Origin of the sequence: Nostoc sp. UIC 10630, assembly GCF_010747425.1 — a bacterium.
Taxonomy (GTDB): Bacteria; Cyanobacteriota; Cyanobacteriia; order Cyanobacteriales; family Nostocaceae; genus Nostoc.
The window spans coordinates 21,243-45,680 of the sequence record NZ_JAAGOG010000046.1; the positions used below are offsets into that span (position 1 = coordinate 21,243).

21 protein-coding genes are annotated in these 24,438 nt (G+C 42.4%); 7 read left to right on the forward strand and 14 right to left on the reverse strand.

All coding sequences use genetic code 11. The features are described 5' to 3' along the window. Positions 1-149: 149 nt before the first annotated feature. The 5 genes from G1O98_RS13705 to surE all read right to left on the reverse strand — a co-directional run bounded on the left by G1O98_RS13705 (position 150) and on the right by surE (position 6,009). A complete protein-coding gene (locus tag G1O98_RS13705) occupies positions 150-761 on the reverse strand; it encodes a diheme cytochrome c (protein ID WP_243458434.1) in 612 nt (203 codons plus the stop codon). Between the two features lie 509 nt (positions 762-1,270). Continuing rightward, positions 1,271-2,179 (reverse strand): MoxR family ATPase, encoded by a 909-nt coding sequence (locus G1O98_RS13710; protein ID WP_163929312.1) that lies wholly within the window; start codon positions 2,177-2,179, stop codon positions 1,271-1,273. Positions 2,180-2,280: 101 nt separating this feature from the next. Beyond that, a complete protein-coding gene (locus G1O98_RS13715; protein ID WP_163929313.1) occupies positions 2,281-3,360 on the reverse strand; it encodes a bifunctional riboflavin kinase/FAD synthetase in 1,080 nt (359 codons plus the stop codon). Positions 3,361-4,027: 667 nt separating this feature from the next. Further along, a complete protein-coding gene (locus tag G1O98_RS13720) occupies positions 4,028-4,924 on the reverse strand; it encodes an MBL fold metallo-hydrolase (RefSeq protein WP_114084775.1) in 897 nt (298 codons plus the stop codon). Between the two features lie 287 nt (positions 4,925-5,211). Then, complete coding sequence (gene surE, locus G1O98_RS13725) at positions 5,212-6,009, reverse strand: 5'/3'-nucleotidase SurE (protein WP_163929330.1); 798 nt, start codon at positions 6,007-6,009, stop codon at positions 5,212-5,214. A 201-nt stretch (positions 6,010-6,210) separates the two neighbouring features. On the opposite strand from surE, the gene pheS reads away from it, so the two are divergent. The 4 genes from pheS (at position 6,211) to G1O98_RS13745 (ending at position 9,010) form a co-directional block, all read left to right on the forward strand. After that, positions 6,211-7,203: a phenylalanine--tRNA ligase subunit alpha gene (gene pheS / locus G1O98_RS13730; protein WP_012407694.1), complete on the forward strand. Its 993-nt coding sequence runs from the start codon at positions 6,211-6,213 to the stop codon at positions 7,201-7,203. 165 nt (positions 7,204-7,368) lie between these two features. Next, positions 7,369-7,971 (forward strand): Uma2 family endonuclease, encoded by a 603-nt coding sequence (locus G1O98_RS13735; protein WP_163929314.1) that lies wholly within the window; start codon positions 7,369-7,371, stop codon positions 7,969-7,971. 404 nt (positions 7,972-8,375) lie between these two features. Then, on the forward strand, positions 8,376-8,669 hold the full coding sequence (locus G1O98_RS13740; RefSeq protein ID WP_163929315.1) for a DUF433 domain-containing protein: 294 nt from the start codon (positions 8,376-8,378) through the stop codon (positions 8,667-8,669). Continuing rightward, positions 8,666-9,010 (forward strand): DUF5615 family PIN-like protein, encoded by a 345-nt coding sequence (locus G1O98_RS13745; RefSeq protein WP_163929316.1) that lies wholly within the window; start codon positions 8,666-8,668, stop codon positions 9,008-9,010. Before G1O98_RS13740 ends, G1O98_RS13745 begins: the two co-directional genes overlap by 4 nt. Before the next feature lie 62 nt (positions 9,011-9,072). Here the strand turns inward: G1O98_RS13745 and G1O98_RS13750 are convergent, their stop codons facing one another. From G1O98_RS13750 to G1O98_RS13760, 3 genes are read right to left on the reverse strand one after another with little or no spacing between them, the layout of a single operon-like run. Then, complete coding sequence (locus G1O98_RS13750; RefSeq protein ID WP_163929317.1) at positions 9,073-10,959, reverse strand: S9 family peptidase; 1,887 nt, start codon at positions 10,957-10,959, stop codon at positions 9,073-9,075. A gap of 19 nt (positions 10,960-10,978) precedes the next feature. Continuing rightward, positions 10,979-11,551 (reverse strand): hypothetical protein, encoded by a 573-nt coding sequence (locus tag G1O98_RS13755; protein ID WP_163929318.1) that lies wholly within the window; start codon positions 11,549-11,551, stop codon positions 10,979-10,981. Beyond that, positions 11,484-12,929, reverse strand: coding sequence for an ATP-dependent DNA helicase RecQ (locus G1O98_RS13760; protein WP_163929319.1), 1,446 nt, complete (start codon positions 12,927-12,929; stop codon positions 11,484-11,486). The genes G1O98_RS13755 and G1O98_RS13760 overlap by 68 nt, the downstream gene beginning before the upstream one ends. Before the next feature lie 291 nt (positions 12,930-13,220). Here G1O98_RS13760 and G1O98_RS13765 point away from each other — a divergent pair, with 291 nt between their 5' ends. Then, the gene (locus G1O98_RS13765) at positions 13,221-13,658 is read left to right on the forward strand and encodes a GNAT family N-acetyltransferase (RefSeq protein ID WP_163929320.1); all 438 of its coding nucleotides are present in this window, start codon (positions 13,221-13,223) and stop codon (positions 13,656-13,658) included. A gap of 124 nt (positions 13,659-13,782) precedes the next feature. On the opposite strand, the gene G1O98_RS13770 is transcribed toward G1O98_RS13765, so the two are convergent. Both G1O98_RS13770 and G1O98_RS13775 read right to left on the reverse strand, forming a co-directional pair. Beyond that, positions 13,783-14,076, reverse strand: a complete 294-nt coding sequence (locus tag G1O98_RS13770; RefSeq protein WP_163929321.1) for a type II toxin-antitoxin system RelE/ParE family toxin — start codon at positions 14,074-14,076, stop codon at positions 13,783-13,785. Beyond that, positions 14,073-14,330, reverse strand: a complete 258-nt coding sequence (locus G1O98_RS13775; RefSeq protein WP_163929322.1) for a type II toxin-antitoxin system ParD family antitoxin — start codon at positions 14,328-14,330, stop codon at positions 14,073-14,075. Before G1O98_RS13775 ends, G1O98_RS13770 begins: the two co-directional genes overlap by 4 nt. Before the next feature lie 462 nt (positions 14,331-14,792). Here G1O98_RS13775 and G1O98_RS13785 point away from each other — a divergent pair, with 462 nt between their 5' ends. Continuing rightward, positions 14,793-17,249: a HEAT repeat domain-containing protein gene (locus tag G1O98_RS13785; protein WP_163929323.1), complete on the forward strand. Its 2,457-nt coding sequence runs from the start codon at positions 14,793-14,795 to the stop codon at positions 17,247-17,249. Positions 17,250-17,395: 146 nt separating this feature from the next. On the opposite strand, the gene G1O98_RS13790 is transcribed toward G1O98_RS13785, so the two are convergent. From G1O98_RS13790 to G1O98_RS13805, 4 genes are all read right to left on the reverse strand, one after another. Continuing rightward, a complete protein-coding gene (locus G1O98_RS13790) occupies positions 17,396-18,076 on the reverse strand; it encodes an ester cyclase (protein WP_163929324.1) in 681 nt (226 codons plus the stop codon). Between the two features lie 223 nt (positions 18,077-18,299). Next, positions 18,300-18,806 (reverse strand): GNAT family N-acetyltransferase, encoded by a 507-nt coding sequence (locus G1O98_RS13795; RefSeq protein ID WP_345940550.1) that lies wholly within the window; start codon positions 18,804-18,806, stop codon positions 18,300-18,302. Between the two features lie 181 nt (positions 18,807-18,987). Then, positions 18,988-20,592 carry a 2-isopropylmalate synthase gene (locus G1O98_RS13800; protein WP_163929325.1) on the reverse strand — a complete coding sequence of 535 codons (1,605 nt, stop codon included), beginning with the start codon at positions 20,590-20,592 and terminating at the stop codon, positions 18,988-18,990. A 95-nt stretch (positions 20,593-20,687) separates the two neighbouring features. Next, positions 20,688-21,209, reverse strand: a complete 522-nt coding sequence (locus tag G1O98_RS13805) for an NYN domain-containing protein (RefSeq protein ID WP_041565194.1) — start codon at positions 21,207-21,209, stop codon at positions 20,688-20,690. A gap of 740 nt (positions 21,210-21,949) precedes the next feature. Between G1O98_RS13805 and G1O98_RS13810 the strand changes: the two genes are divergently transcribed. Next, on the forward strand, positions 21,950-24,292 hold the full coding sequence (locus G1O98_RS13810; protein WP_163929326.1) for a CHASE2 domain-containing serine/threonine-protein kinase: 2,343 nt from the start codon (positions 21,950-21,952) through the stop codon (positions 24,290-24,292). Positions 24,293-24,438: the final 146 nt, after the last annotated feature.

Sequence of the window (24,438 nt, forward strand, 5' to 3'; positions counted from 1 at the left end):
CTTATCTTATATTTAGTCTTTCTTCATAGTATCATTTTGCCCCCAGATGGGGCCAGAGAAGGAGTGGGGGAATAGAGTTATGAGTTATAAGTTATGAATTTTTTAACTCCTAACTCCTGTAGAGACACGATTAATCGTGTCTCTACTCCTCACTTCCATTCTGCTGACAGGCGGCGAAAATTGTAGTTACTAGCGCTGGGATGACAGCTGACACAGCTGCCAAGCTGGACGGGACGTGGTAACTTAACTCCTGGATGTAAAGCTTTGAAATAACGTGAGTTACTGAGGCGATAGGGTGTTTCTTCGTCGTCTCGCTGCACACGCGAGAAAGTTGAAAGATATTTCCACACCAAAATGCGCGGCGGATCGACCAAAGGCTTTAGTTGTGCGCCGTAGTGCTGCGAGTCTTGTAGGAGATTTTTCCAAGTTTGGGTGGGTAAAACGGCTGGTGGTAAGGCAATGTGGCAGGTGGAGCAGTTTTCCAAATACAGCTCTTGCCCCAGTTGGTACTGTGCAGGTACTACGTCAACAGTGCCAATTTCGACGGGGGGAGTAGCGCTGTGAGCGTTAGTTGCCAAGGCTAGAAGCCAACCCATAGCTAGGCTCCACGTGACAATTACCAGAAGTAAACCGAAAAATTGGCGTTTGAACTCGCGTTCGGCACTTTGCTGTAACGCTTGGCGTTGGCGTAGCCCGCCGTAGGCATCGCTTCGGGCAGAGCGTAGCTCATCGCGGGTTTTGCGCTTAACAAAAATTGACATTCCTCACATTCCCAGATATTTAAAAGTGGCGCTTGTGCTAATCATAGGACTTACGCAGTATTGGTAGTGTTTCAAATTTTGTGTAAGTAGTTTTAGTAATGGCAAGCAGCTCTGCGTTTATACATCTCTTAAGATTAATTACAGTGGCACACTCCTGGCTATGTAACGAAAAATATCTTGGTAGTTTTAACCTGACTCAATAAAAAAATCAGCCAAAATATCTTAGATTTAATTTGTACTAATATACTCCTCGATCCAACCTGGAATAAATCGTCAATAGCAAAATACTTGTAGTTTCTGCATCAATCCTGTTTCATAACTCACTAATTTTTTTTCTATCTTATTTTGTAGGAAATTCTAACATTTGAAATCCAAGCAAGAGAAGGGAATTTAAGTCTATCCCTTCCTTTAATACAGGGTTGCATTGGATTTCAGATTCTGTTAGTGGTATTTCAAGAGAAAGCAATTAGACCAAGATTGAGAAACAACTCTTATCTACCTTTTTTACCTCAAGGAATAGAAACCGATCGCAATAATCGCTCAACAACAGTTCTAGCGTTGCGTCCTCCTCTTGGGATAAGGCGATGGCAAAGAACATGAGGGACAAGAAACTTCACATCATCGGGAATGACATAATCACGCCCTAATAGAAAAGCGAGTGCTTGGGCAGCACGTTGTAATGCTAATGTGCCACGCGGACTGACACCAAGGGCGATTTCCTCATCTTGGCGTGTTGCCCGTACCAATTCGAGGATGTACTGTTGCAAAGAAGTTGTCACTTTTACTTGAGAGCAGATGTAACGCAATTCCTGTACTTCTGCCAAGGTAATACAAGGCTGCAAATCAGCAACCTTCACACCATTTTGAAGGTTTTGTAGCATCAGGAGTTCTTCTGCCTCCGAAGGATAGCCCAAACTGAGCGACAACATGAACCGATCCATTTGCGCTTCCGGCAGGGGAAAAGTACCTTGATACTCGATAGGGTTTTGAGTAGCAATGACAAAGAAGGGCTGGGGAACTGGACGAGAGACACCATCAACTGTTACCTGATGTTCTTCCATCACTTCCAGCAAAGCTGACTGAGTGCGAGGTGTAGCGCGGTTAATTTCGTCAGCTAAGAGAATATTGGTAAAGACTGGCCCAGGAAGAAAAGTAAATTCGCCGCTTTTTGGGTTCCAAATGTTAGTGCCAGTAATATCAGTTGGCAGTAAATCGGGGGTACATTGTAGGCGTTGAAACTTACCATCCAGTGAACGAGCTAGAGATTTAGCGAGTAGGGTTTTACCAACACCAGGAACATCTTCTAGCAGGGCATGACCACCACCTAGCAAGGCTACTAGCACTAAGCGTATTGCCTCAGCTTTGCCAACAATGGTAAGAGCCAGATTTTGTGTTAAAGCGTCAATTTTTTCTCTCATGCAGTGCGGGGAGTGGGGAGTAGGGAATTGGGAATTGGGAATTGGGCATTGGGAAGATGAATTAATAACCCATGCCCCAAGCCCCATGCCCCATGCCCTATCTATTGTTCCCACTCAGCACTCAAAACTTCTTTAGCAACAACGCAGTCAAGTTGAATTTGTGTTTTCAGGGCTTCTAGAGAAGGAAATTTTTGTTCAGGGCGCAAAAATTTGACTAGTTCCACAGCCAGTTTTTTGCCATACAAATCACCAGACCAATCGAATAAATGTACTTCCGCAGATGAATAAGTACCATTTACAGTTGGGCGGTTGCCGATGTTCATTACGCCCAAGCTCTCACTAGAAGAAGCATCTGATGTTTCACTAAGACTAAAAACACGGACAGCGTAAACTCCTTGGCGGGGCAAAAACTTTTCTTTTGGTAGTTGGAGATTGGCGGTGGGAAAGCCAATTGTTCTACCCAATTGTTGACCTTGAACCACAACACCAAAGAGAGTATAGGGGCGACCTAGTAGTAAATTTGCGTTTTCGATGTCGCCTTGCTCAAGGGTTTGGCGGATCAATGAAGTGCTAATGCGGGCATCTTGAGTTGGATTAGTACTGAGGCAACTACTTTGGGTGGGCGAGTCACCTGTATAAGTTTGTAAGGGAACGATGGTAACGGGGATATTGTGTTTAGCGGCGATTAATTGCAAATCTTTAGCAGTGCCACTGCGCTTTTCGCCAAAACAAAAATCCTGCCCGATGCTAATTCGCTGGCATTGCAGTTGCTGGACGAGAATTTTTTGGACGAATTCTTCGGGGGTCAAAGCAGATAATTCTTTGTCAAAGGGTAGTAATACTAGTTGTTCTACCCCAAGCGATCGCAATTGTTGGACTTTTTCATCCAGTGGCGTTAATAATGTCCGGGGTTGCCCCGTAAAAAACTCCTGTGGATGGGGGTCAAAGGTGACAACTGTTGAGTAGGTATATTCTTGATTTGTTAGTTGTTGATTTTCCTTTGACTGGGGACTACTGGCTACTGACAAGCGATCGCCAGGGTGCAAGACTGGTTGAATTACCCTTTGATGACCAAGATGAACACCATCAAACTTGCCAAGGGCAACAGCAGTCGGCGTTAGCAGCCCTTCGCTCGAAGAAGCAACCCACACAGAACACCCATTTTGAGACAAATTTAGCACGTGGATTCTGAGATTTTAGGTTTATTTTAGCTATCAGCAGGAAGCTACCTTATGGTAAACCGCCTTGAGGAGGACATTCACCAATTGCCCATGAGGTCTTGTGCGATTAGCCAGGGTGTTGATGCCACCCCTTTTAGCTATCAGCCAAAAGCCTAACCCACGGGAAGTAGCCCCAGATAGGATCTTATGCCATCAGCTTGACTACTAATTTTAGATTTTAGATTTTTATATTTTGGTTTATTCCTCGGTCTTAATAGGCAGAACAAATCCAAAATCTTCAGAACTAATACCCGAACTTTGTAGCGGGACGTTCGCGGAGCGTCTCGCAGAGAAGACTGTTGTCTGTTTCAATCCAAAATCCAAAATTGGTTGACAGCTAATTGCTAATTTCAGATACCCCAAATACCAAAGCTAAAAAGGCTCTAGTTTCTTGTTGAGACTGCAATGAGGTAAAACCTCATTCAGCCGCAAGAGAGGGTCTTGTGGGTGCCTGGGCTGTGTTGGTGAATCTATAAAGTCTATCCTCCTGTTGTCGCCCTTATCCTATGGTTGGCGTGACAACTCTGGGCAGCGCTGTCTCACCTTGCAGCCAACAGGTACGCTCTGGCGCTGAAAGCTTCTGATAACCAATCTAATCTAAAATCTCCAATTCCTGCGATCGCAATCTTTAGGTAGAAAACTTACTAACAGGAAAAGATTCTGATAAAGCTACTGAGGTAGGAATCTGAAGTACCATTCCTTCCCGTGCCATAATAGCACCGGGAAATTTCTCAGAGGCTTGTTGCCCTACACAATCCAAAAAGTCGTCATTGTGGGCGGGGTCGTGGTGGTAAATTACCAAAGTTTTGACGTTAGCAGCTTGTGCCACTTTCACCGCTTCTTGCCAAGTAGAATGTCCCCAGCCAATTTTTGGTGTTTTTGGGGAGTGGTATTCTTCATCTGTGTAGGTGGAATCGTAAACCAGAATATCAGCATTACGAGCTAGCCACAGCACATTGTCATCGAGTCGGTCAGGAAAGTGTTCGGTATCAGTAATATAAGCAGCAGCACCACCACGCCAGTTGACACGGTATCCTACGGCTTCTCCTGGATGGTTTAAAGGTGCTGTTTCTACGGTAACGTCATCGATGTGGATTGGTTGCCCCGGTCGAATGTCGTAGAACTTTAAATTGGCTTGCATAATCTGCAAAGGTACGGGAAAGTTCGGGTGTAACATTTGATCGTTGAGGCGCTGCTCTATGGTCGAGCCATCAGGTGCGATCGCGCCGTAGATATGAAAGTCATTTCCCTTGACAAATCCTGGGGTAAAGAAGGGAAAACCCTGCATGTGATCCCAGTGAGAGTGAGTAAAAAATATGTGACCTTCTAACGGCATTTGGCGCAACCAAGATTGCCCCAAAACATGTAGTCCTGTGCCAGCATCGAAAACTAAGCGTTTATCGCCCGCTTGCATTGATATGCAAGGGGTATTACCGCCGTAGCGAACGGTGTGTGGCCCTGGGCTGGGGATGCTGCCGCGAACGCCCCAAAATTGTACGGTAAATTGATTCTCTATCCTAGACATGAGTGTTGCTTGCTGGACTGAGCGGGCGATAACTGGAAAAATTACTACTTAAATTGTCTAAGTCTATGCTGTCTCACCGATTGTATTAGAGGGAAGATTTCTTGGTAAAACAGCATACCCTGTTTCTGGCTGATTGTGTAAATGTGGATGAAATACTCTCAGGGAGAATTTTCTAGCTTTTGGGGTGAATGTGTATCGGTTATTTCAAGAGTGCCCCTACGTTATAGCCTACATTTTTCTCTGATGCATTTGAATAACTCCAGTTTTGTCCTGATAAATCAAATGATTCAGGGAAAATTGAATTCCCAATCAGACAATTTCTCTAGTCCAGTTGCGTAAGTTAGATTGTATTGTAACGGAGTTATACTGATGTAGTTTTTACGTACAACTTGCACATCTGTTGGTACATTTTGAGGCAGATTTAATCCAGTTGGAGGTTCCACATCCTCAACTACTTCTCCGGTTAACCAATAGTACGTTTTTCCACGAGGATCAACTCGTTTATTAAACACATCAATGTAATGCCGTAGGCCTTGACGGGTGAGAGTAACTCCGGCAATTTCTTCCCATTTGACCGCAGGAATATTAACGTTGAGCAACATTAAATCTGGTAGAGGTTTTTGGGCTAACTGGTCTACGAGAATTTTGGCAAACTTAGCAGCAGGTTTAAAGTCTTTAGATGTATGACTAATAAGACTTAGGGCCACGCTGGGAATACCTTCAATTAGACCTTCCATTGCCGCCGAAACAGTGCCAGAATACAAGATTTCAGTTCCCAAATTTGCACCTTGATTAATGCCAGAGAGAACCAAATCGGGAGGAGTATCTAGCAAAGCCCACAGCGCCAATTTGACGCAATCTGAAGGCGTACCATCGCAAGCCCAAGCTTTGACAGCAGGATGAAAAATTGACTCCACAATTTCGGCACGAATGGGTTGGTGGAGAGTTAATCCATGTCCAGTTGCCGATCGCTCTCGATCTGGGCAAACTACACTAACATCATGACCTGCTTCTGCCAAGTAGTTGGCTAGGGTACGAATCCCCAAAGCAGAAACGCCGTCGTCGTTGCTAATTAGTAATTTCATAGTCATTAGTCATTGGTCATTAGTTATTAGTTATTTGTTATTAGCGATTTGTCAATGTCTGAAGTCACAAGCACCAAAAAAACATTTATACTCTCCAGTACATTGTGGCGGAAGTTTGCCCTTTGCCTGTAAGTTGATTTATCGAGCAGTTCACAGCTTTTGACTATAGACTAATGACTAATGACCAATGACTAATAACTAATGACTAGCAATTTAGAAGCTCAACTTTTAGCACTGCGGCAGGAAGGAGAAAAAGCGATCGCAGCCGCTGATACCTTAGAACGTCTAGAGGAACTCAGAGTTAACTATCTGGGTAAAAAAGGGGAACTGGGGGCGCTGTTGCGAAGTATGGGGCAAATGAGTGCAGAGGAACGGCCAAAAATTGGAGCGATCGCCAATACAGTCAAAGAATCTTTGCAAACTAGTCTAGACCAGCAACGCGTCGCCCTCGAAGCCGCTCAAATTCAGGTACAGCTAGAGGCGGAAACTCTGGATGTTACTATGCCGGGAATTTACAGCCCCCAAGGTCGCATTCATCCCCTCAATGGCATTATCGACCGGGCGCTGGATATCTTTGTTGGTATGGGTTACACCGTAGCTCAAGGGCCAGAGATGGAAACAGATTATTATAATTTCGAGGCTCTCAACACCCCGCCTGACCACCCCGCCCGTGATATGCAGGATACCTTCTACCTGCCAGATGGGAATCTCCTCCGCACTCATACCTCGTCAGTACAAATTCGTTACATGGAAAGAGAAGAACCACCAATTCGGGTTGTGGCTCCAGGGCGAGTTTATCGGCGAGATAACGTAGACGCGACTCACTCAGCAGTTTTCCATCAAATCGAACTTTTAGCCATTGATGAGGGACTAACTTTTACAGACCTAAAGGGCACAATTAAAGTATTTTTACAAGCAATATTTGGCGATTTACCTATTCGCTTCCGCGCCAGTTATTTCCCGTTTACTGAACCTTCGGCTGAAGTGGATTTGCAGTGGAATGGACGCTGGCTGGAGGTGATGGGCTGCGGGATGGTCGATCCAAATGTACTTAAGTCTGTGGGTTATGATCCAGAAGTTTATACAGGGTTTGCTGCCGGTTTTGGTGTAGAACGTTTTGCAATGGTGCTACATCAAATCGATGATATTCGTCGCTTGTATGCTAGTGATTTGAGATTTTTGCAACAATTTTAGGGAAGCGATCGCTTTAAATAATCAGGCATTTGCTAAATTTGCAAAAGTCAATTTGATGAAAATATAACCACAGATAAATACCCATGAATTATCTGTGGTTTTAAATAATAGATCGGGATTGATGAATTTGGTAAACTATTAGTACGTAACTTCTGTTGACCTGATATGACTGCAATCATTGGCAAAGGTCTAACGCTTGAGGAATATTTTAAGTATGACGATGGCACGGATAGCCAATATGAACTGGTGGCAGGTGAGTTAGTTGCAATACCACCTGAAAGCCCAAAAAATGTCCAGATATCTCTCTTTTTGCTGGTCAATTTCCTCAAGTTCGCCCCAGTTAATCGGTTAAGTAACAAAGTTGAAATTGTTGTTGCTGGTTCTCGTGCGACAACTCGCATTCCTGACTTAGTTGTGCTGACGGATGAACTTGCAACCGCCTTAGAAGGTGCAACGCGATCTACAATCACTTTGGATATGCCTCCTCCAGCATTAGTTGTCGAAGTTGTTTCTCCTGGCAAAGCTAACGAAGATCGAGACTATCGCTACAAACGTTCCGAGTATGCCGCGAGGGGAATTGCTGAATATTGGATTGTCGATCCACAAATAAATGTAGTTACCGTACTGATATTAGTTGACGGATTTTATGAAGAAACCAGATTTACAGGAAATACTGCGATCGCTTCTACTATTTTCCCAGAGTTACAATTAACCGCAGAGCAAATACTCAAAGCTGGAGAAAGCAATGCGGATGATGCCATTTCTTAGCAAAAATTTAAAATAAAGACAGGCGATCGGTGATTTATTTGCAACTTCTTAGTTACTAATTAAGTATTTTAATTAACACTTGTGAATAAAAAATTTAAAATGCAGAAAAGTTATAACTATTTAAACTCTAAAACATCAGCCACAGCTATTACTAGTTTAATCTTTCTGGTTAGTTTGCCTTTTCTGATTTTATTAGCATTACTTTGAGACTTTATTTAACTATTCCTGAATGACCGGGAATATCTGCCAAAGGTTCAAATCTTCCGCCTAAATATTTGGCTAGAAACTCTTCTGCGATCGCATCTCTCGCTCAAACCATTTTCTAGTCTGCCAAACCAGCCTGCTGCTGACCAAAACTATTGGTAAACTAGAGGCAACGCCAGTTCTGCTGAGTGATTTGTTCTATGTTTGCTGAAACCTCCTCGCGCTACGTTACCCGTAACCCGGAAATTTTGAGTGGAGAGCCAATTATTACAGGTACTCGGACATCTGTCCGTGCAATTGTCGGTTTGTGGCGATTGGGGATTATGCCAGAAGAAATCCTGAACCATTTGCCACATCTGACGCTGGCACAAGTGTTCGATGCGTTGAGTTTTTATCTCGATCATCAAGTAGAGATTAATGAATACATTGAGCGAAACCGAGTGCCAGATGAATTAATACACCCATCTGTAAAAGTTATGTTAGGTAAATCGTGACAGTTTTTGCTGCACTTTACAGTGATGAGGATATGTCAGCCTTGGTTGCTAGACTGTTACGTTCGCGCGGTTTAGATATCACAACTGTTTCGGAACAAGCAACCCTCGGCAAAACTGACCGCGAGCAACTTGAATTTGCAACTTCTGTAGGCAGATGTATTTTGACACATAACCATGTCGATTTTGAGCGGTTGCATCTCCAGTATATAGATGAGAATAAAGAACATTTTGGGATTATCGTTGTGCCTCAGAAAAACGCTTATGAAGTCGCGCAACGGATTGGCATTCTGGTCAGCACGCTAACGTCTGATGAAATTAGGAATCAGTTGTTGTATGGATAAATCCTTTTAAATTAAAAATATTAAGGTGGTTAGTGAATGACACTGACCACCTTTTTGAGACTTTATTTAACTATTCCTGAATGACCGGGGATATCTGCCAAAGGTTCAAATCTGCCACCTAAGTATTTGGCGAGAAACTCTTCTGCGATCGCAAAAAAGTGCAACCGATTTTCTGGTCTGGCAAAACCATGTCCTTCATCTGTATAAAGTGCATATTGCACTGGTAAACCAGCTTGCTGCATTGCGTTGACAATTTGATCGCTTTCTGATTGTTTCACCCGTGGATCGTTTGCACCTTGACCGATGAGTAAAGGTTTTTGAATCCGGTCAGCAAAGAATAAAGGCGATCGCGATTTCAGAAACTCCTCTTCTGTCTCTAAATTACCAACGCGATGATAAAGCATTGCCTTCAATGGTTCCCAATAGGACGGTATAGTTTCTATCAGGGTAATGAGGTTACTTGGCCCCACAATGTCCACGCCAGCAGCAAAGATTTCTGGTGTAAAAGTTAATCCTACCAGAGTGGCGTAACCTCCATAAGAACCGCCCATAATCGCAATCTTTTGCGGATCGGAAATGCCTTGTTCCACCAGCCAGTTAACACTGTCAATCAAGTCATCGTGCATTTTACCAGCCCATTCCCGATTCCCAGCATTCAAAAATGCTTTACCGTAGCCGGTGGAACCGCGAAAGTTCACTTGCAGCACAGCATAACCCCGGTTAGCTAGCCATTGCGCTGTGGGAGAGAAACCCCAAGTATCCCGCGCCCAAGGGCCGCCGTGAACCAGCAGTACTGTTGGGAGATTCTGCGTAGGTATTCCTACAGGGGTTGTCAGGTAACTGTGGATAGTTAAACCATCCCGCGCTTCGTAGGAAATTGGTTGCATTGAAGCTAACTGCAACGTTTCGAGTTTGGGTTGGTTACTAAAGAGAAAAGTGCTAGTTTTGGACTCTCGGTTGTAGGCATAGTAATAAACTGGGCCATCGTCAGTTCTATAAGCTACTAGCCAGGTTTTATCTTCCAAGTCGCGGCTAATTATAGAGAATTCTCCAGGACGCACCTTAGCGATTTCCTCAAAATCTGTGGCGATACTTTGGTCAATTACCTGCCATTCTTGTTTATCTTTGTAGAAAGAAACTGCTTGGATAACTCGCGTCAATGGGTGAATAATTATCCCCACGACATCATACTGCTCATCTTCAGCAATGACAGTTTCTTGACGGCTATCTAAGTCAACAGCTAGCAGACGTTTGGCGTTAGCATCGTGATTGCCTTGAATATAAAGATTTTTACCATCATCTGAGAAGCTAACAGAATTCCCTTCTTCTTCTGGTCCCCAGTGGCGAAGAATTTCCCACTGTTTATTTGATTTCTGCAATAAGAGGTCATAACCACCATCGGGTGTGCTAGCTGTTGCTGCACGTATTTGGAACTCAGCATCAGATGTCCAGCTGATAATATTACCGGGGTTATCGGTGTCGAACTCAACCGCACCATTTTTAAGGTTGATGCGGTAAACGTCAAACTTTTGAGGATTGTTCAAGTTCAACGCTACCAGCACTTGATCTGGAAATTTCGGTTCCAGTTCCACAAGTTCTGCTTTTACACCCTGGAATGGCGTTAAGTCACGCACAATCTTGGAGTGAATATTAACCAAATGGAGGTGAAAGTTCTCGTCGCCATCCGAGTCTTGCATATAAATCAACTGGTCGGCGTTATAAGTCCAGAAGAAAATGCGGATACCGCGCTTTTTGTCGGCAGTTAGTATCTGGTCGTCTTCTTGTCCTATAGTTCGCAACCATACCTGCAAGACATTTTTTTCATCAGGGGCGATATATGCCAAGTACTTGCCATCAGGGGAGAGTTGTGGGCTAGTTTTTTCGGGATTCCCAAACAGAATTTCGCGCGGAATCAACGGTGGTAGGGAGGGCGCTTGAGCAGATGACATCTTTTTATCCTCTACTTGACTACCCTATTGTCACTTGGTGGTGAAAATGACAATTCATCCTATTGGATGAACCTAGCTGGAGAATAAGGGATAAGGTATTGATCTCCTGAACGAGTCTTTTATACTCGCAAACGAGGCTTTTAGCTCCGTTCATCCACCTTTTATACTCGTGAACGAGTCTTTTAGCTCCGTTCATCCACCTTTTATACTCGTGAACGAGTCTTTTAGCTCCGTTCATCCACCTTTTATACTCGTGAACGAGTCTTTTAGCTCCGTTCATCCACCTTTTATACTCGTGAACGAGTCTTTTAGCTCCGTTCATCCACCTTTTATACTCGTGAACGAGTCTTTTAGCTCCGTTCATCCACCTTTTATACTCGTGAGCGAGTCTTTTAGCTCCATTCATCCACCTTTTATACTCGTGAACGAGGCTTTTAGCTCCGTTCATCCACCTTTTATACTCGTGAACGAGGCTTTTAGCTCCGTTTATCCACCTTTTATACTCGTTAATGAGGCTTTGATACTCATTGACAGCAATTATCGCAATGTCCGCAACGCAGGTTAGCTGCTTCTTTATCAAAACCAAAGGCATTTAACAAAAACTGCCAACGACACTGCTTAGTTGTTAGGTATTGCTGCATCTGTTTAACAGCGTGTAATTGCGTCGGTGGCTGATTTCCGGCTTTTTGCCCAATGCTGTAATGGAAAGGATCGAGCCAGTTTAGCTGACCATTGCTGTGGAGTAAAGCCAGCGCCGTTGCACCTTCGGGGAATTGTCGAGTTACTGCATTCACTTCTCCCTGTTTGGGTAATTTTTTCACAAGTTGCTGCGCTATTTGTTGTTGCGATCGCATTTGTTCTTGAAAAAACTCCTGTCTTTGCTTATCCCCTGAATCTAACCACCCCGTAGGTTCACTCACCAACGTTAACGCTTCGGCGGGTTTCCCATCCCTTCCAGCGCGGCCAATTTCTTGCACATATTCAGATAGCAGATGCGGTGCGTGAAAATGGGCAACCCAGCGAACATCTGGTTTATTTATCCCCATACCAAACGCACAGGTACACACAACAAAGGGGATTTTGCCACTTAACCAGTTTGCTTCTACTTCACGGCGTTCTGTTGCACCCAATCCTGCATGATAGCTAGCTGTAGCGTAACCCATCTCTGCTAACCATTGGGCTAAATCTTCGCTATCTCTCCGAGTGCGAACATAAACTAATCCCGATTGTTGCAGTCTATTTTGAATAAACTTTAATAATTGTTGTTTCCTACCTCGTGGTGTCCAAGCAATGCGAACGCTAGGATGCAAATTCGGACGGTAAGGATTCAAGCGGAAAATCTCTGGTTGCTGTAATTGTAAAACTGTTTGAATAATTTTTTGGGCTGAGGGGTCAGCAGTAGCGGTAAAAGCGGCAATACTAATTTTTGTTCCTGGTGGTTTTGATTTGAGCAATGCCGGACGCACCGCCCCTAATCTGCGATAAGCTGGGCGAAAAGTATCACCCCACTGCACCAAACAATGAGCTTCATCTAAAATCAAACCATTAATTTGCAATTGCGGGTGGCATAATCTTTCCCACACTGGGACACTGAGCAAAGTTTCGGGCGATAAATAAAGTAATCTTAGCTGTTGGCGTTCTAAAGCTTGCAGAGTTGCACGGCGTTGAGATGAAGATAATTCACTATGTAAAAGTGCTGCTTTTTGGTGGCTTTGTAGTAATTCCTGAACTTGGTTTTCCATCAACGCCACCAAGGGCGAAACTACCAAAGTTAATCCTGTTTGTAGCAGTGCGGGAAGTTGAAAACAAATCGACTTACCACCACCTGTGGGCATAATAATCAGCGCATCTTTCTGTGCCAATAAACTGCTGACAATTTCTCCCTGTGGTGGACGGAAATCTTCATAACCCCAGATTTTTTTAAAAGCAGTGCGGACTTCTTGCCAAGATTTTGTTGTAGGCTGATTCATAATCAATAACTAGATGCACCCATATCATTAGACTTCTTGCAGAAGAGGGGAAAAGGGTAAGGGGTAAAGGGTAAAGGTATGGAATTTTCCCTTACCCTTTAACCTTTAACCTTTAACCTTTCCCCAACATCTTGCAAAAGTAACTAACTTTTGCAAGATGTCTATTGAATGCTGAATATAGCCTCTGTTATCCAGCTAATGGTTCAGTAATTTCATCATCTGACACTACAAACCACTGGCCCCAAGAATGAATTATAATTTTTCAACCTATTAAATAAAAGATGTAGCGAGATGAATGAAGAATTAAAACATCGATTTTACATCAACACCGATAAATCTAAATTAGATATTCAAATGATTCATGATTTTTTACAAACTTCCTATTGGGCTGAAAACATCCCCTTAGCAACTGTAGAAAAGTCAATACAAAATTCTTTATGTTTTGGACTTTATGAAGATAATCAACAAGTTGGCTTTGCGAGAGTCATCACTGATTATGCAACTTCTGCGTTGTTAAAAGATGTTTTTATTTTGGAGCCTTATCGAGGACAGGGTTTAGGAAAATGGTTTGTAGAATACATTTTAGAATATCCAGAATTGCAAGACGTTCAAAGGTGGTTGTTAGGCACAAAAGATGCTCATGGACTTTATCGCCGTTATGGATTTAAAAATTTGGCAGAACCAGAGAAAATTATGATGCGTTTAAATCCTAATGCTAACCAAGCTTGAGCAAAGCAAGGGTAAATAAGTGCGTAGGCGTAGCCCGCACTTCTCTACGAGACGCTGCGCGTAGCTTGCTTCCCCGGAGGGGTACGACAAGCTCAGTGACCATCGTAGACATCGCTAATAATTATCAATCTACGAACAAAGCTTCTAAATCTTGATAACCACTGGCAACACGAGTAATACTAATTCCGTCTTCTCTTGGATAGTAAAATATAATGTAATCATCCACAACAAAACCGCGCAGATTTGGTGCAAGCCTTCCATAGCTTTTTCCCATATTAGGGAAACTCGCTACTAATTTACATTTGGAGCGAATGTCATCAAAAAGCTTACTGGCTGCTTTTGGGCTACTCCGAGCAATATATTCACAAATTTCATCTAAATCTCGAATTGCTGCATCTGAAAATGAATAATTACTCATTCAGCGGATTCCTCAGCAATTAGACGAATTTTTTCTTGTAATCTGGCAAATACAACTTCGCCATCAGTTACTTGTCCCTTAGCAATTTGTTCAGTTCCTACAGCAATTCTTTGCCGTAATTCTTCAAGTCGCTGCTCTCTTTCTTGTAACAGTTTAAAGGCTTCATTTATGACATCATCTGCATTAGTAAATCTACCACTGGCAAGCTGTGCCTGAATAAATTGCTCTAGTTCTGGTTTAATTTGGATGTACATATTTTCTAGCTCTATATAATTAATATTCTTATCTAAATTCTAACAGCATTGCTTTCTCGATCGGTAACTAACCATCCCACAAATGCCGTAAGCACTCAGGCATAATAGCCTTTCCTGGCGACGACTACCGATGTGGTAAACCGCAATTGTATTTTGTAATGTTTTGTCAAGGCACAAAAGATGCTCATGGACTGTATCGCCGTTATGGATTTAAAAATTTGACAGAACCAGAGAAAATTATGATGCGTTTAAATCCACATGCTAATCAAGCTTGAGCAAACCAGTGCGTAGGCGTAGCCCGCACTTCTCTACGAGACGCTGCGCGTAGCTTGCTTCCCCGGAGGGGTACGACAAGCTCAGTGACCATCGTAGACATCGCTAGCCCACATTGACAGTTAGATTACAATCTTAGGTATAGTTTCTCTGACTGGAGTTGTTCATCGGGTGATTCAATCCGATTCAATGACAAAGCATACCAGACAAGTATTACTTAGTGCGCTCAAGGTAGTTGTCTTATGCCTGACACTGTTCCTACTATGCACAAGCAATAGTTGGGCGCAAATCACTACTGACAGCAAAATTGCTCCCCTGATTGAGAAGCTGATAGATAACGATGCCCACATCAGAAGCCTTGCAGCAGATGCATTAGTTAATATCGGTTCCCCAGCAGTGCCGTCTCTGATTGAAGCTTTGAAAAATCAGGATATTAATCTTCGTTGGCACGCCGCTTCCGTTTTAGGAGATTTGGGTGCAGAAGCAGCACCAGCCGTTCCAGCCTTAAGTGCGGCATTGCAAGATGAAGATGGACAAGTCCGCCTGTACGCCACTTTAGCTTTAGGAAATATTGGTACAGCAGCCAAAGCAGCAGTTCCATCCTTGATGGCGGCATTACAAGACAAGGAGCAATTCGTTCGCATTTATGTTCCTTCTGCACTCAGAAAAATTGGTGTAGAAGCGAAAGTAGCTGTCCCAGTATTAACTGCTGCCTTAAAAGATAAGAACCCCACTGTACGTTACAATTCTGCCTACGCTTTGGGTGCAATGGGTACAGAAGCAGTATCTTCTGTCCCGAATTTAATTGCCCTGTTGAATGATAGCCAGTTTTACGTGCGTTTAGGTGCTATCAAAGGTTTAGGAGGAATAGCGGCAGGCTTTCAAGACAAAGCAAATGCTTTACCTACCTCCAAGTTGCAGAAAGTCATCTTAGACTTTGAAGAGGTATTGGCAACTATACAAAAATACAAAGATAAATTCACAGAGACGGACATTAAGCTGATACGTCGCCCTCTCAATGCCCTGAAAGCAGAAAAAGAAACTCGCCTCTTTGATAGAGCTTTGGAATCGCTATTTAAGCATAAATTACTCTTAGGAATTGCCGCCTACTTTATCTTATTGCCTTCTATTTGGTTAATTCTCTTGCGGGTAGCCCCTTTATGGTTGTTGAAAATTAATAACGCCCTCAAACCCTACACAGATTTTTCTCTCCCATTTATCAGCGTTAATGTACCTCTGCGATATGTGCTATTTGTTGGCTGGTTTCATTACCATCCCAGAGTATTAGATGCGTGGGTAGCTAAATATATCAAAGCAGCCCGCGAACAATTTCCCAAAAAGGATACAGTTAGCAGTCGCGCCTGTTACATTCCCATTCCCGTTGTTCTGGATGGTACAACAGTTCCCCAACTGATGAATGAGAATTTGCACTCAACTTTCGAGAAACAACGTAGCTGCCTAGTAATTGGTGGGGAAGGGGGTGTAGGTAAAACCAGTTTAGCGTGTCGAATCGCTGGGTGGGCAATGGCTGAAGATGAAGACCAACAACTCTGCAAACATTTGATGTTACCTGTGCTTTTAGAAGAAGAATTTCGGGTAACTGAAGGTAAGTCGCCGCTTTTAGAAGCTATCAGAGGACAGTTGCAAGCTTTAATTGATGAACCAGAGCCGATTTGTCAAGAATTACTGTTACGTTTGTTAAGAAAGAAACGCATTTTAGTGATTGTAGACCGGTTCTCAGAAATGAATGCGACTACACGAGAAGCAATTGAGCCGGAGTCGCCAGAGTTTCCGGTGAATGCATTGGTAATTACTTCCCGAATTGAGGAAAAGCTGGGGCGGGTTAATAAGACGATAATTAAACCCTTGCGGATTGAGGCTAATAAACTATCTTCCTTTATGGAAGCTTATCTCATGCAGCGAGGTAAACGCGATCGCTTTACCGATCAAGAATTTTTTGACGCTTGTAACCGTCTTTCTCTGATGGTCGGTCAAAATAATATTACTGTCTTGCTAGCTAAACTTTATGCTGAACAGTTAATCGCCAGTAAAGATGTTACATCTAATATTTCTGCGTTGCCAGAGAATATTCCCAATTTGATGCTGGGTTATATCAATGAACTCAATCGTGATGTTACAGACAATCAATTTGATGACCGCACTGTTCATCAAATTGCCAAAACCATAGCCTGGGAATGCTTGCAGCAAAGTTATCAACCAGGAACCGCCAAGCGTGCAGATGCGGTTGCTGCATTAGCAGCTTTGGGTATTGATGACCCCGAAGCACACCTCAATTATCTGGAAAAGCGTTTGCACCTGATTCAAACTATCGGTTCTGCCAAAGACAGAATCCGTTTCTGTCTCGATCCTTTAGCTGAGTATCTTGCTGGTTGGTATTTAATAGAATTGTATGGCAATAATGATGGTAAATGGCGATCGCATTTTTTCAAAAAGGCAGACGATTTAGTTGAAACAGGCGCACCAGATGCCATCAAAGGCTTGTTGTTGGCAGTGCGAGATTGCTACTTATCTGAGGTTCAAGGTAGCAAAGAAACGGACTTTGTACCCCAAAAGTCGGGTAAACTGGCTGGATTTACACCTTCACTCAATACACCAGCTACTACTGTGCAAACACGAATCCCATAAACGACATTTTTCAATTTATTAAAATTTATCCGCATTCTCTTCTATTGCAGACTTTCGATGATTATAATCACACAATCGGCACTCACTGCTGTTTGCTAAGAGCGCCGATGAGCGTGCGATTCGATAGACTTATAACTCAATCAAAATTAGTGATTATTCTGATTTTGGGAATGGAAAGGACAACCACCTGCCGTTAATTTCTGAAGAAAGACATTATTATCAAAATAATGCTCTAAAGACTCAATCTTCAAATCATCAGTGACGCGAGCAATACTAACTCCGACAATTTCGATTGTTTCACCTGTGGGTGCATAGTCTTTATAGGAACCATTAAATGTTCCCCAATGTCGCCACTTAAAAGTAACATTAGGCGGCCCCGAAAGAACTTCTGTTAATTCCCAAAGGAAGCCATTAGGAAAGGCTGTATGAAAAACTTGAAATGAAGATTCAAAGGTTTCTGTTTCAGAGTCATATTGCTCAGTTTTACCCAAAAACAGGTTATAAGTACCTTCATCTGCAACATCCTGAGCAGTGAATTGTTGTCCGCCATTGGTACTCATTTTAAACTTATCGGTAACAATCGAAAGCCACTGTTGAGGGTTAGATTTATTAGAAGCTTCCATCTCAAAAGTACGGACTAAGTTTTGAGCGATCGCTTCTAAAGAACCTTCTGGATGTTGAAATTTACTCTCTTGATGAAGAAATTCATTGGTATAGGAATAATCCGGGCGTTTTCCTTCTCGCCACTGTACTTCTTCATCATGAGCAATGACTATATCTCTATCTTGTACCCAGAGTGGCAATTCTGTTGTCTTTTCGCTACTCATACAAGCTGACTGATTATAAACATCGTTTTTCAGAATAAAGTTTTATGCATACAAGTAAATCGAAAAATTTAAAAATATTCATAATCAACCCAATAAACTTGACCTGTTGTACAAATCCGAATATAAGCAAACACGGATGCTTCTTGAGCGAGAAACTTATAGTATCGGATTTAGGTTTATTCATCCGCTAGTTACACAGAATTCGTTTCTGAATTATGTTTTTTTAAATCAAATCTAATTGCATTACATTCCCTTCAGAGAAACCGAGGCTAGAGTAAACTGATTTACCCAATGGCGAGGCATTAAGAACCACCCGCGTGCAAGTGATCGCTTTTAAATATTCAATTGCTCTATTAGTTAAGGATTTGGCAATTCCTTGCCTGCGGTAAGATTGTTCGACATAAACGCCCCAAATATATCCAAATTTGCGGTATTCATCTTTGAAAACATTCGGGTATAAACCTGCAAACAGTTGACAACTTACAGAACCCAGAACTGTATTATCAATCTCTGCAATAAAAGCCTGATAAAATAAATTTCGACGCGCTTCTTCTATAAATTGAAGGGTAATATTCTGCCACTCTAGAATAATATTACTCTCATCAACACCAATATCTAGCCACATTTGGTAAGAGTGTTTTGCAATCAGTGAGTCTTCTTTGATTGTGCCCTCTCTAATAATGAGATGTTTTTCTGTCAGCATAATTTCTAACAAATTTTTGGAACTCACAAATAACACCAATTTGAAAAAAGAATGCGACAGATACATACGGACATACCTTTGTTCTGTCTGGCTTTCTTAATTTTTTAATTTTTTAATTTTTAATTTTTAATTGATATAACTCCTCCCCAAAGTTGGAGAGGAGTTTGTTAGCATCAGCTAAAAACTGGCAGTTTCACAAATTCAGATCTTAGACTTTCTGGGCTGTTACTTCCTCTGGCTTTTCTTGAGTTTGCAAAGATGCATACAACCTATTCAGCGCATTTACATAAGCTTGTGCGGATGCCACGATGATATCTGTGTTCGCTGCATGACCAGAAAAGACTTTAGATTCATAACGTAAACGAATCGTTACTTCGCCAATGGCATCAATACCGGCTGTTACTGACTGCACAGAAAACTCAATCAATTCGTTAGGCACATTCACCACCCGATTGATGGCTTTGTAAACTGCATCCACTGGCCCAGTACCGATCGCAGCATCGGTTAATTCTTCACCTTTTGGGGTACGCAGAGTAACTGTAGCGGTGGGACGGGCGTTGCTACCACAGGAAACTTGCACCAACTCTACTCGGAACAAATCGGGTGCTTGTTGGATTTCATCGTTAACGATCGCTTCCAAATCCCAATCAGAAATATCTTTCTTTTTATCTGCTACTTCTTTGAATCTGACGAAGGCTTTATTTAACTCACTATCCGACAGTTCAAAGCCTAATTCTTTCAACCGAGTACGGAAAGCATTTCTACCTGAATGTTTGCCCAAAACTATTTGATTGTCTGTTAAGCCAATCAATTGGGCATCCATAATTTCGTAGGTGAGCTTATTTTTTAGCACACCATCTTGGTGAATCCCAGACTCATGAGCAAAGGCATTCGCCCCAACGATCGCTTTATTTGGTTGTACCAACATTCCCGTCAAATTAGAAACTAAGCGTGAGGTTTTATAAATTTGTCGGGTGTCGATATTTGTCAGCGATTCTTGAGATTCTTCTGGTCTGCCGAGATAAGGGTTAAAATATTGCCGCCGGACGTGCAGCGCCATTACCAATTCTTCTAGTGATGCATTGCCGGCTCGTTCACCAATACCATTTATGGTACATTCTAGTTGCCGTGCGCCATTTTTCACGGCTTCTAAAAAGTTAGCAACTGCCAAGCCTAAATCATTGTGCCCGTGAACGGAAATAATCGCTTGGTCGATGTTGGGGACATTTTCGATAATCCCTTTAATTATTGCCCCAAATTCGCTAGGAGTTGTGTAACCCACGGTATCGGGAATGTTAACTGTTGTTGCACCAGCTGCGATCGTTCGCTCTAACACTTGGTACAAAAATTCTGGATCGGAACGAGCCGCATCCATAGGCGAAAATTCGACATCTGTCATGAAAGATTTGGCATAAGCTACCATTTCTTCGGCGATCGCTAGCACTTCTGCTCGTGACTTCCGTAACTGATACTCTAAATGAATATCAGAAGTCGAAATAAATGTGTGAATTCTGCCCTTTACGGCTGGTTTTAATGCTTCTGCGGCCGCTTCAATATCTGCTTTAATCGCTCTTGCCAAACTGCAAATTACCGGGCCATTTTCTGTCCCCACAATTTGGGCAATCTTGCTGACTGCTTCAAAATCTCCGGGGCTGGCAAAGGCAAAGCCTGCCTCAATTATATCCACACCCAGACGCGCCAGTTGCTTGGCAATAACTAGCTTTTCGTCTATATTCAGAGTCGCTCCCGGACACTGCTCTCCATCTCGCAGTGTAGTATCAAAAATGATAATTCGATCTGTTTTGTTTGTCATTTGTGCTTTGTTGTTTAATTTTTACTTGTGGCTCAATATATCTTCAACCTTAGTTTTTCTTTTACTCTTACATTTGTAAATAATTGCTAAGACTATTAACCTTCGGTTTTTTCTATTTGATCTCTGATATCATTTAAATCTATATATCTATCAGTAGCATTCCGTAGTTCTCTAGCGATCATTCCTTCTGTTGATACTACCGTAATATGTGTATTTTTTGAGCGTAATAGTTCGATTGCTCTTTCAAAATCTCCATCACCACTGAATAGTACTACTCGGTCATACTGGTCTACTGTATTAAACATATCTACAACAATTTCAATATCTAAATTCGCTTTTTGCGAGTAACGACCAGAAGTATCATCATAATATTCTTTAAGGATTTTAGTTCGGACTGTATATCCTAGACTAATTAGAGCATCTCTAAAACCTCGTTGATCTTGTGGGTCTTTTAAGCCAGTGTACCAGAATGCATTAATTAATGTTGTTTCTGATTGCTCATGTTTAAAGTATTCTAAGACTCGCCGTGGGTCAAAAAACCACCCATTTTTTTGTTGAGCATAGAACATATTGTTTCCGTCTACAAAAATAGACAGACGATTCATTGGAGAACCCATACAAATTTACACCTAATAATATAAATGAATTTAGATGGAACAATAGATTATAGCAATTTTCAAATAGCAAGTTTGCTAATATCTATAAAGTAGCTCTTCATCTATAGCTTTTATCCTACCTCTTTCAAGGCATAAAAACGGATGCAACATTGGAGTTGAGATGCTGGGTGCTAAACCTTATTCACCTCCAGCACTGCAAGAGCTACCATCTGATCAAAATCTACCAATAAAATTGAACCAGTAACAGCATTTATCGCTGTATAACATTAAAGTTTACTCCTAAAGAGGTATAGCATAAGCTTAGGGTAGGATATAAGTTTATGCCTATCTATAAGTTGAGCTTTCAGTATGAGGACATGCTTTCTGGGAGTACCAATATTGCGCCAAAGACAGAAGACGGCCTTGGGACAGCTTCTGGTAAAACACCCAGTTAGGAGCGTACCTGTTGGTTAGGTTAGGATCAAATCTCGCCGCAATCAATTAGCAGAGGCGAAGTATATCCGGCTCTGATCTGTGAGACAATCACTAGTTGTAACTCACTTAACAGAAAAACAATAATTTAGGCAGTACCTGAGTAGGAATCTCTTGGGGGCTAGCTCTGCCAATAAAGGTTTGTTGACGAATAGAAGATACTTTACAAATGTATAAGATTATCATTTAAGTCTTATTTCAATGTGCTTGCACTAAAACGTGGTCTGAATAAATAAAAGTGTTGGACTTAAATCAATCAGTAACACGATATGGCAGAAGAACCTACATCTACCTTAACTAAAAACTATGTCTCTGCTGCCAATAGACTGTCAAGTAAACCGACAAAAGTAACGTCAACAGCATCGGCTCGCCAGTCTAGATGGATGATTCACTTAGGTCATCTCCTCGCTGGAGCTTGCGTAATGGGTGCAGCAGTGCTGAGTGCTTCTGGCGGGGAATCGGTTCAATTGATGGAAAATAAGGCGCTTTCTGGCTTTTTTCAACTGCGTGGGCCGATTGTACCTCCAGAAGACATCGTAATTTTAGCAATAGACGATCAGTCAATATCAGTTCCCGAACAGTACTATAAAACAAATCCAAAACAGTATGCCTACCTAGAAACACTGAAATCTTATCCTTATAAACGTGCTGCATACTCCCAGATAATTACAAAGTTAATTAAAGCAGGTGTCCGCTCTGTAGCGATAGATGTAGTTTTTGACACGCCGAGTAGTTATGGAGTTACTGACGATCGCCAATTCCAGGCAGTATTGCAAAAATATGGCAGTAAAGTTACCTTAGCAGCCGTCTACGAAAATTCTCAGACGCACCAAGGGACTTTTACACAACTGACAGACCCACAACAGATGTTTCGTACAGGGTCAGTTTCCATTGGCTCAGTTAATTTCCCCGTAGAGGTGGATGGTAAAGTTCATCGATTGGCGAGTGAGTTTTCTAAGTCGTTGGTTGAAGACAATTTGATCGAGAAGCTACCCTCTTTTGATGAAGCAGCACTCAGGACAGCACAAGTAAATTATCCGCGACCAAAAGGCGATCGCATTTATTTTTGGGGTTCTGCGGGTACATTTGAGCAAATACCCTTTTGGCACGTACTCGATCCGGAAAATTGGAACACCTATTTACAGCAGGGAAAGGTCTTCAAAGACAAGATAGTGCTGATTGGTGCAACAGATAAGTTAAATAATGATTATTATCCAGTCGCTGCTAGCAACAGCGCTAAACCGATGTCGGGCGTGGAAATTCACGCCAATGCGATCGCAACTTTGATGTCAGGGAAAGCGATCGCTCCAGGAATTAACACTCCACCATTGCAGGGTTTGTTTGTGCTAGCTCTAGTTGGCAGTGCAGCCTTGATGATTAGCAGACGCAAGCGTAGCATCAATAGATTTTTATATAGCCTCGCCCTATCTGGCGCTTGGTTAGGAATTAGCTATGGGTTATTTGTCTATGGTGGATTAATTTTTCCTACGATTGTACCAATGATGGCGATCGCCATGACCGGACTTTTCTACCTGGGAACCTCAGTCATGAGGGAAAGCATCAGAAAACGTCAATTAGTAAACATTTTCCAGAAGTATAAAACATCTCCCGTTGTTCAAGAGATTATCAGTCAACAATATGACTTGCAATACCTAATCCAGCAACGAGATTTAGCCTTATCAGGAAAAGTCTTGGCTCGACGCTACAAAATTGTCAAAGTTCTCGGTTCCGGTGGATTCAGCGAAACCTACATTGCCGAAGATACCCAACGTCCTGGGAGTCCGCGATGTGTTGTCAAGCAACTGAAACCAGCCAGCACTAAACCAGAAGCCTTGCAACTTGCCAGACGTTTATTTCACTCAGAAGCGCAAACCCTAGAAAAATTGGGAACACACGATCAGATCCCTCAACTTTTGGCGTATTTTGAAGAAGATGAAGAATTTTATTTAGTGCAAGAACAGATAATTGGTCATACTTTAAATCAGGAATTGCCACCAGGTAGAGCAATTGATGAAATTGCCGCGATCAAAATTGTCAGAGACTTATTGCAAACATTAACATTTGTTCATCAAAATAATGTGATTCATCGGGATATTAAGCCCAGTAATATTATCCGGCGGCACTCAGATGGAAAACTGGTATTGATTGACTTTGGAGCCGTCAAAGAAGTCAGCACAAAACATCTTGAGACTGAAGAGCAAACCCCCTTTACCATTGGTATTGGGACTCAGGGTTACGCACCGAGCGAACAATGTTTTGGCCGTCCCCAATACAGTAGTGACATCTATGCAGTGGGTATGGTTGGGATTAGAGCCTTGACTGGTGTAGCACCCCGTGAGCTAGATAGAGATGCTGATGGAGAGATAAAATGGAGCGATAGCTCTCAGATAAGCCGCTCCGTTGCTAATATTCTCAGTAAAATGGTGCTGGATGACTTCAAACACCGATATCAGTCTGCATCAGAGGCTCTTGAGGATCTGAAAGCTTTTGACGATGTGGTAAATTCCCACAGAGGATACCCGATGCTAGGGGATGACTCATTAACAAATACTTTAGACCAATTAAACGCTCCCACAAAATCTTGCTCAGAGGTATCCTCAGAAACTCCTTGAGAAGCACGCAAGGCAAGGGGCAGGGGAGGCAGGGGAGGCAGGGGAAGAGAAAGAAATAAGTGTATTTAGGGCTATAACGATCGTAAAAAATACTAAAATTTTCTCTTCACTTCCCTTGCTCCCCCTGCTCCCCTTGCTCTTTTCAC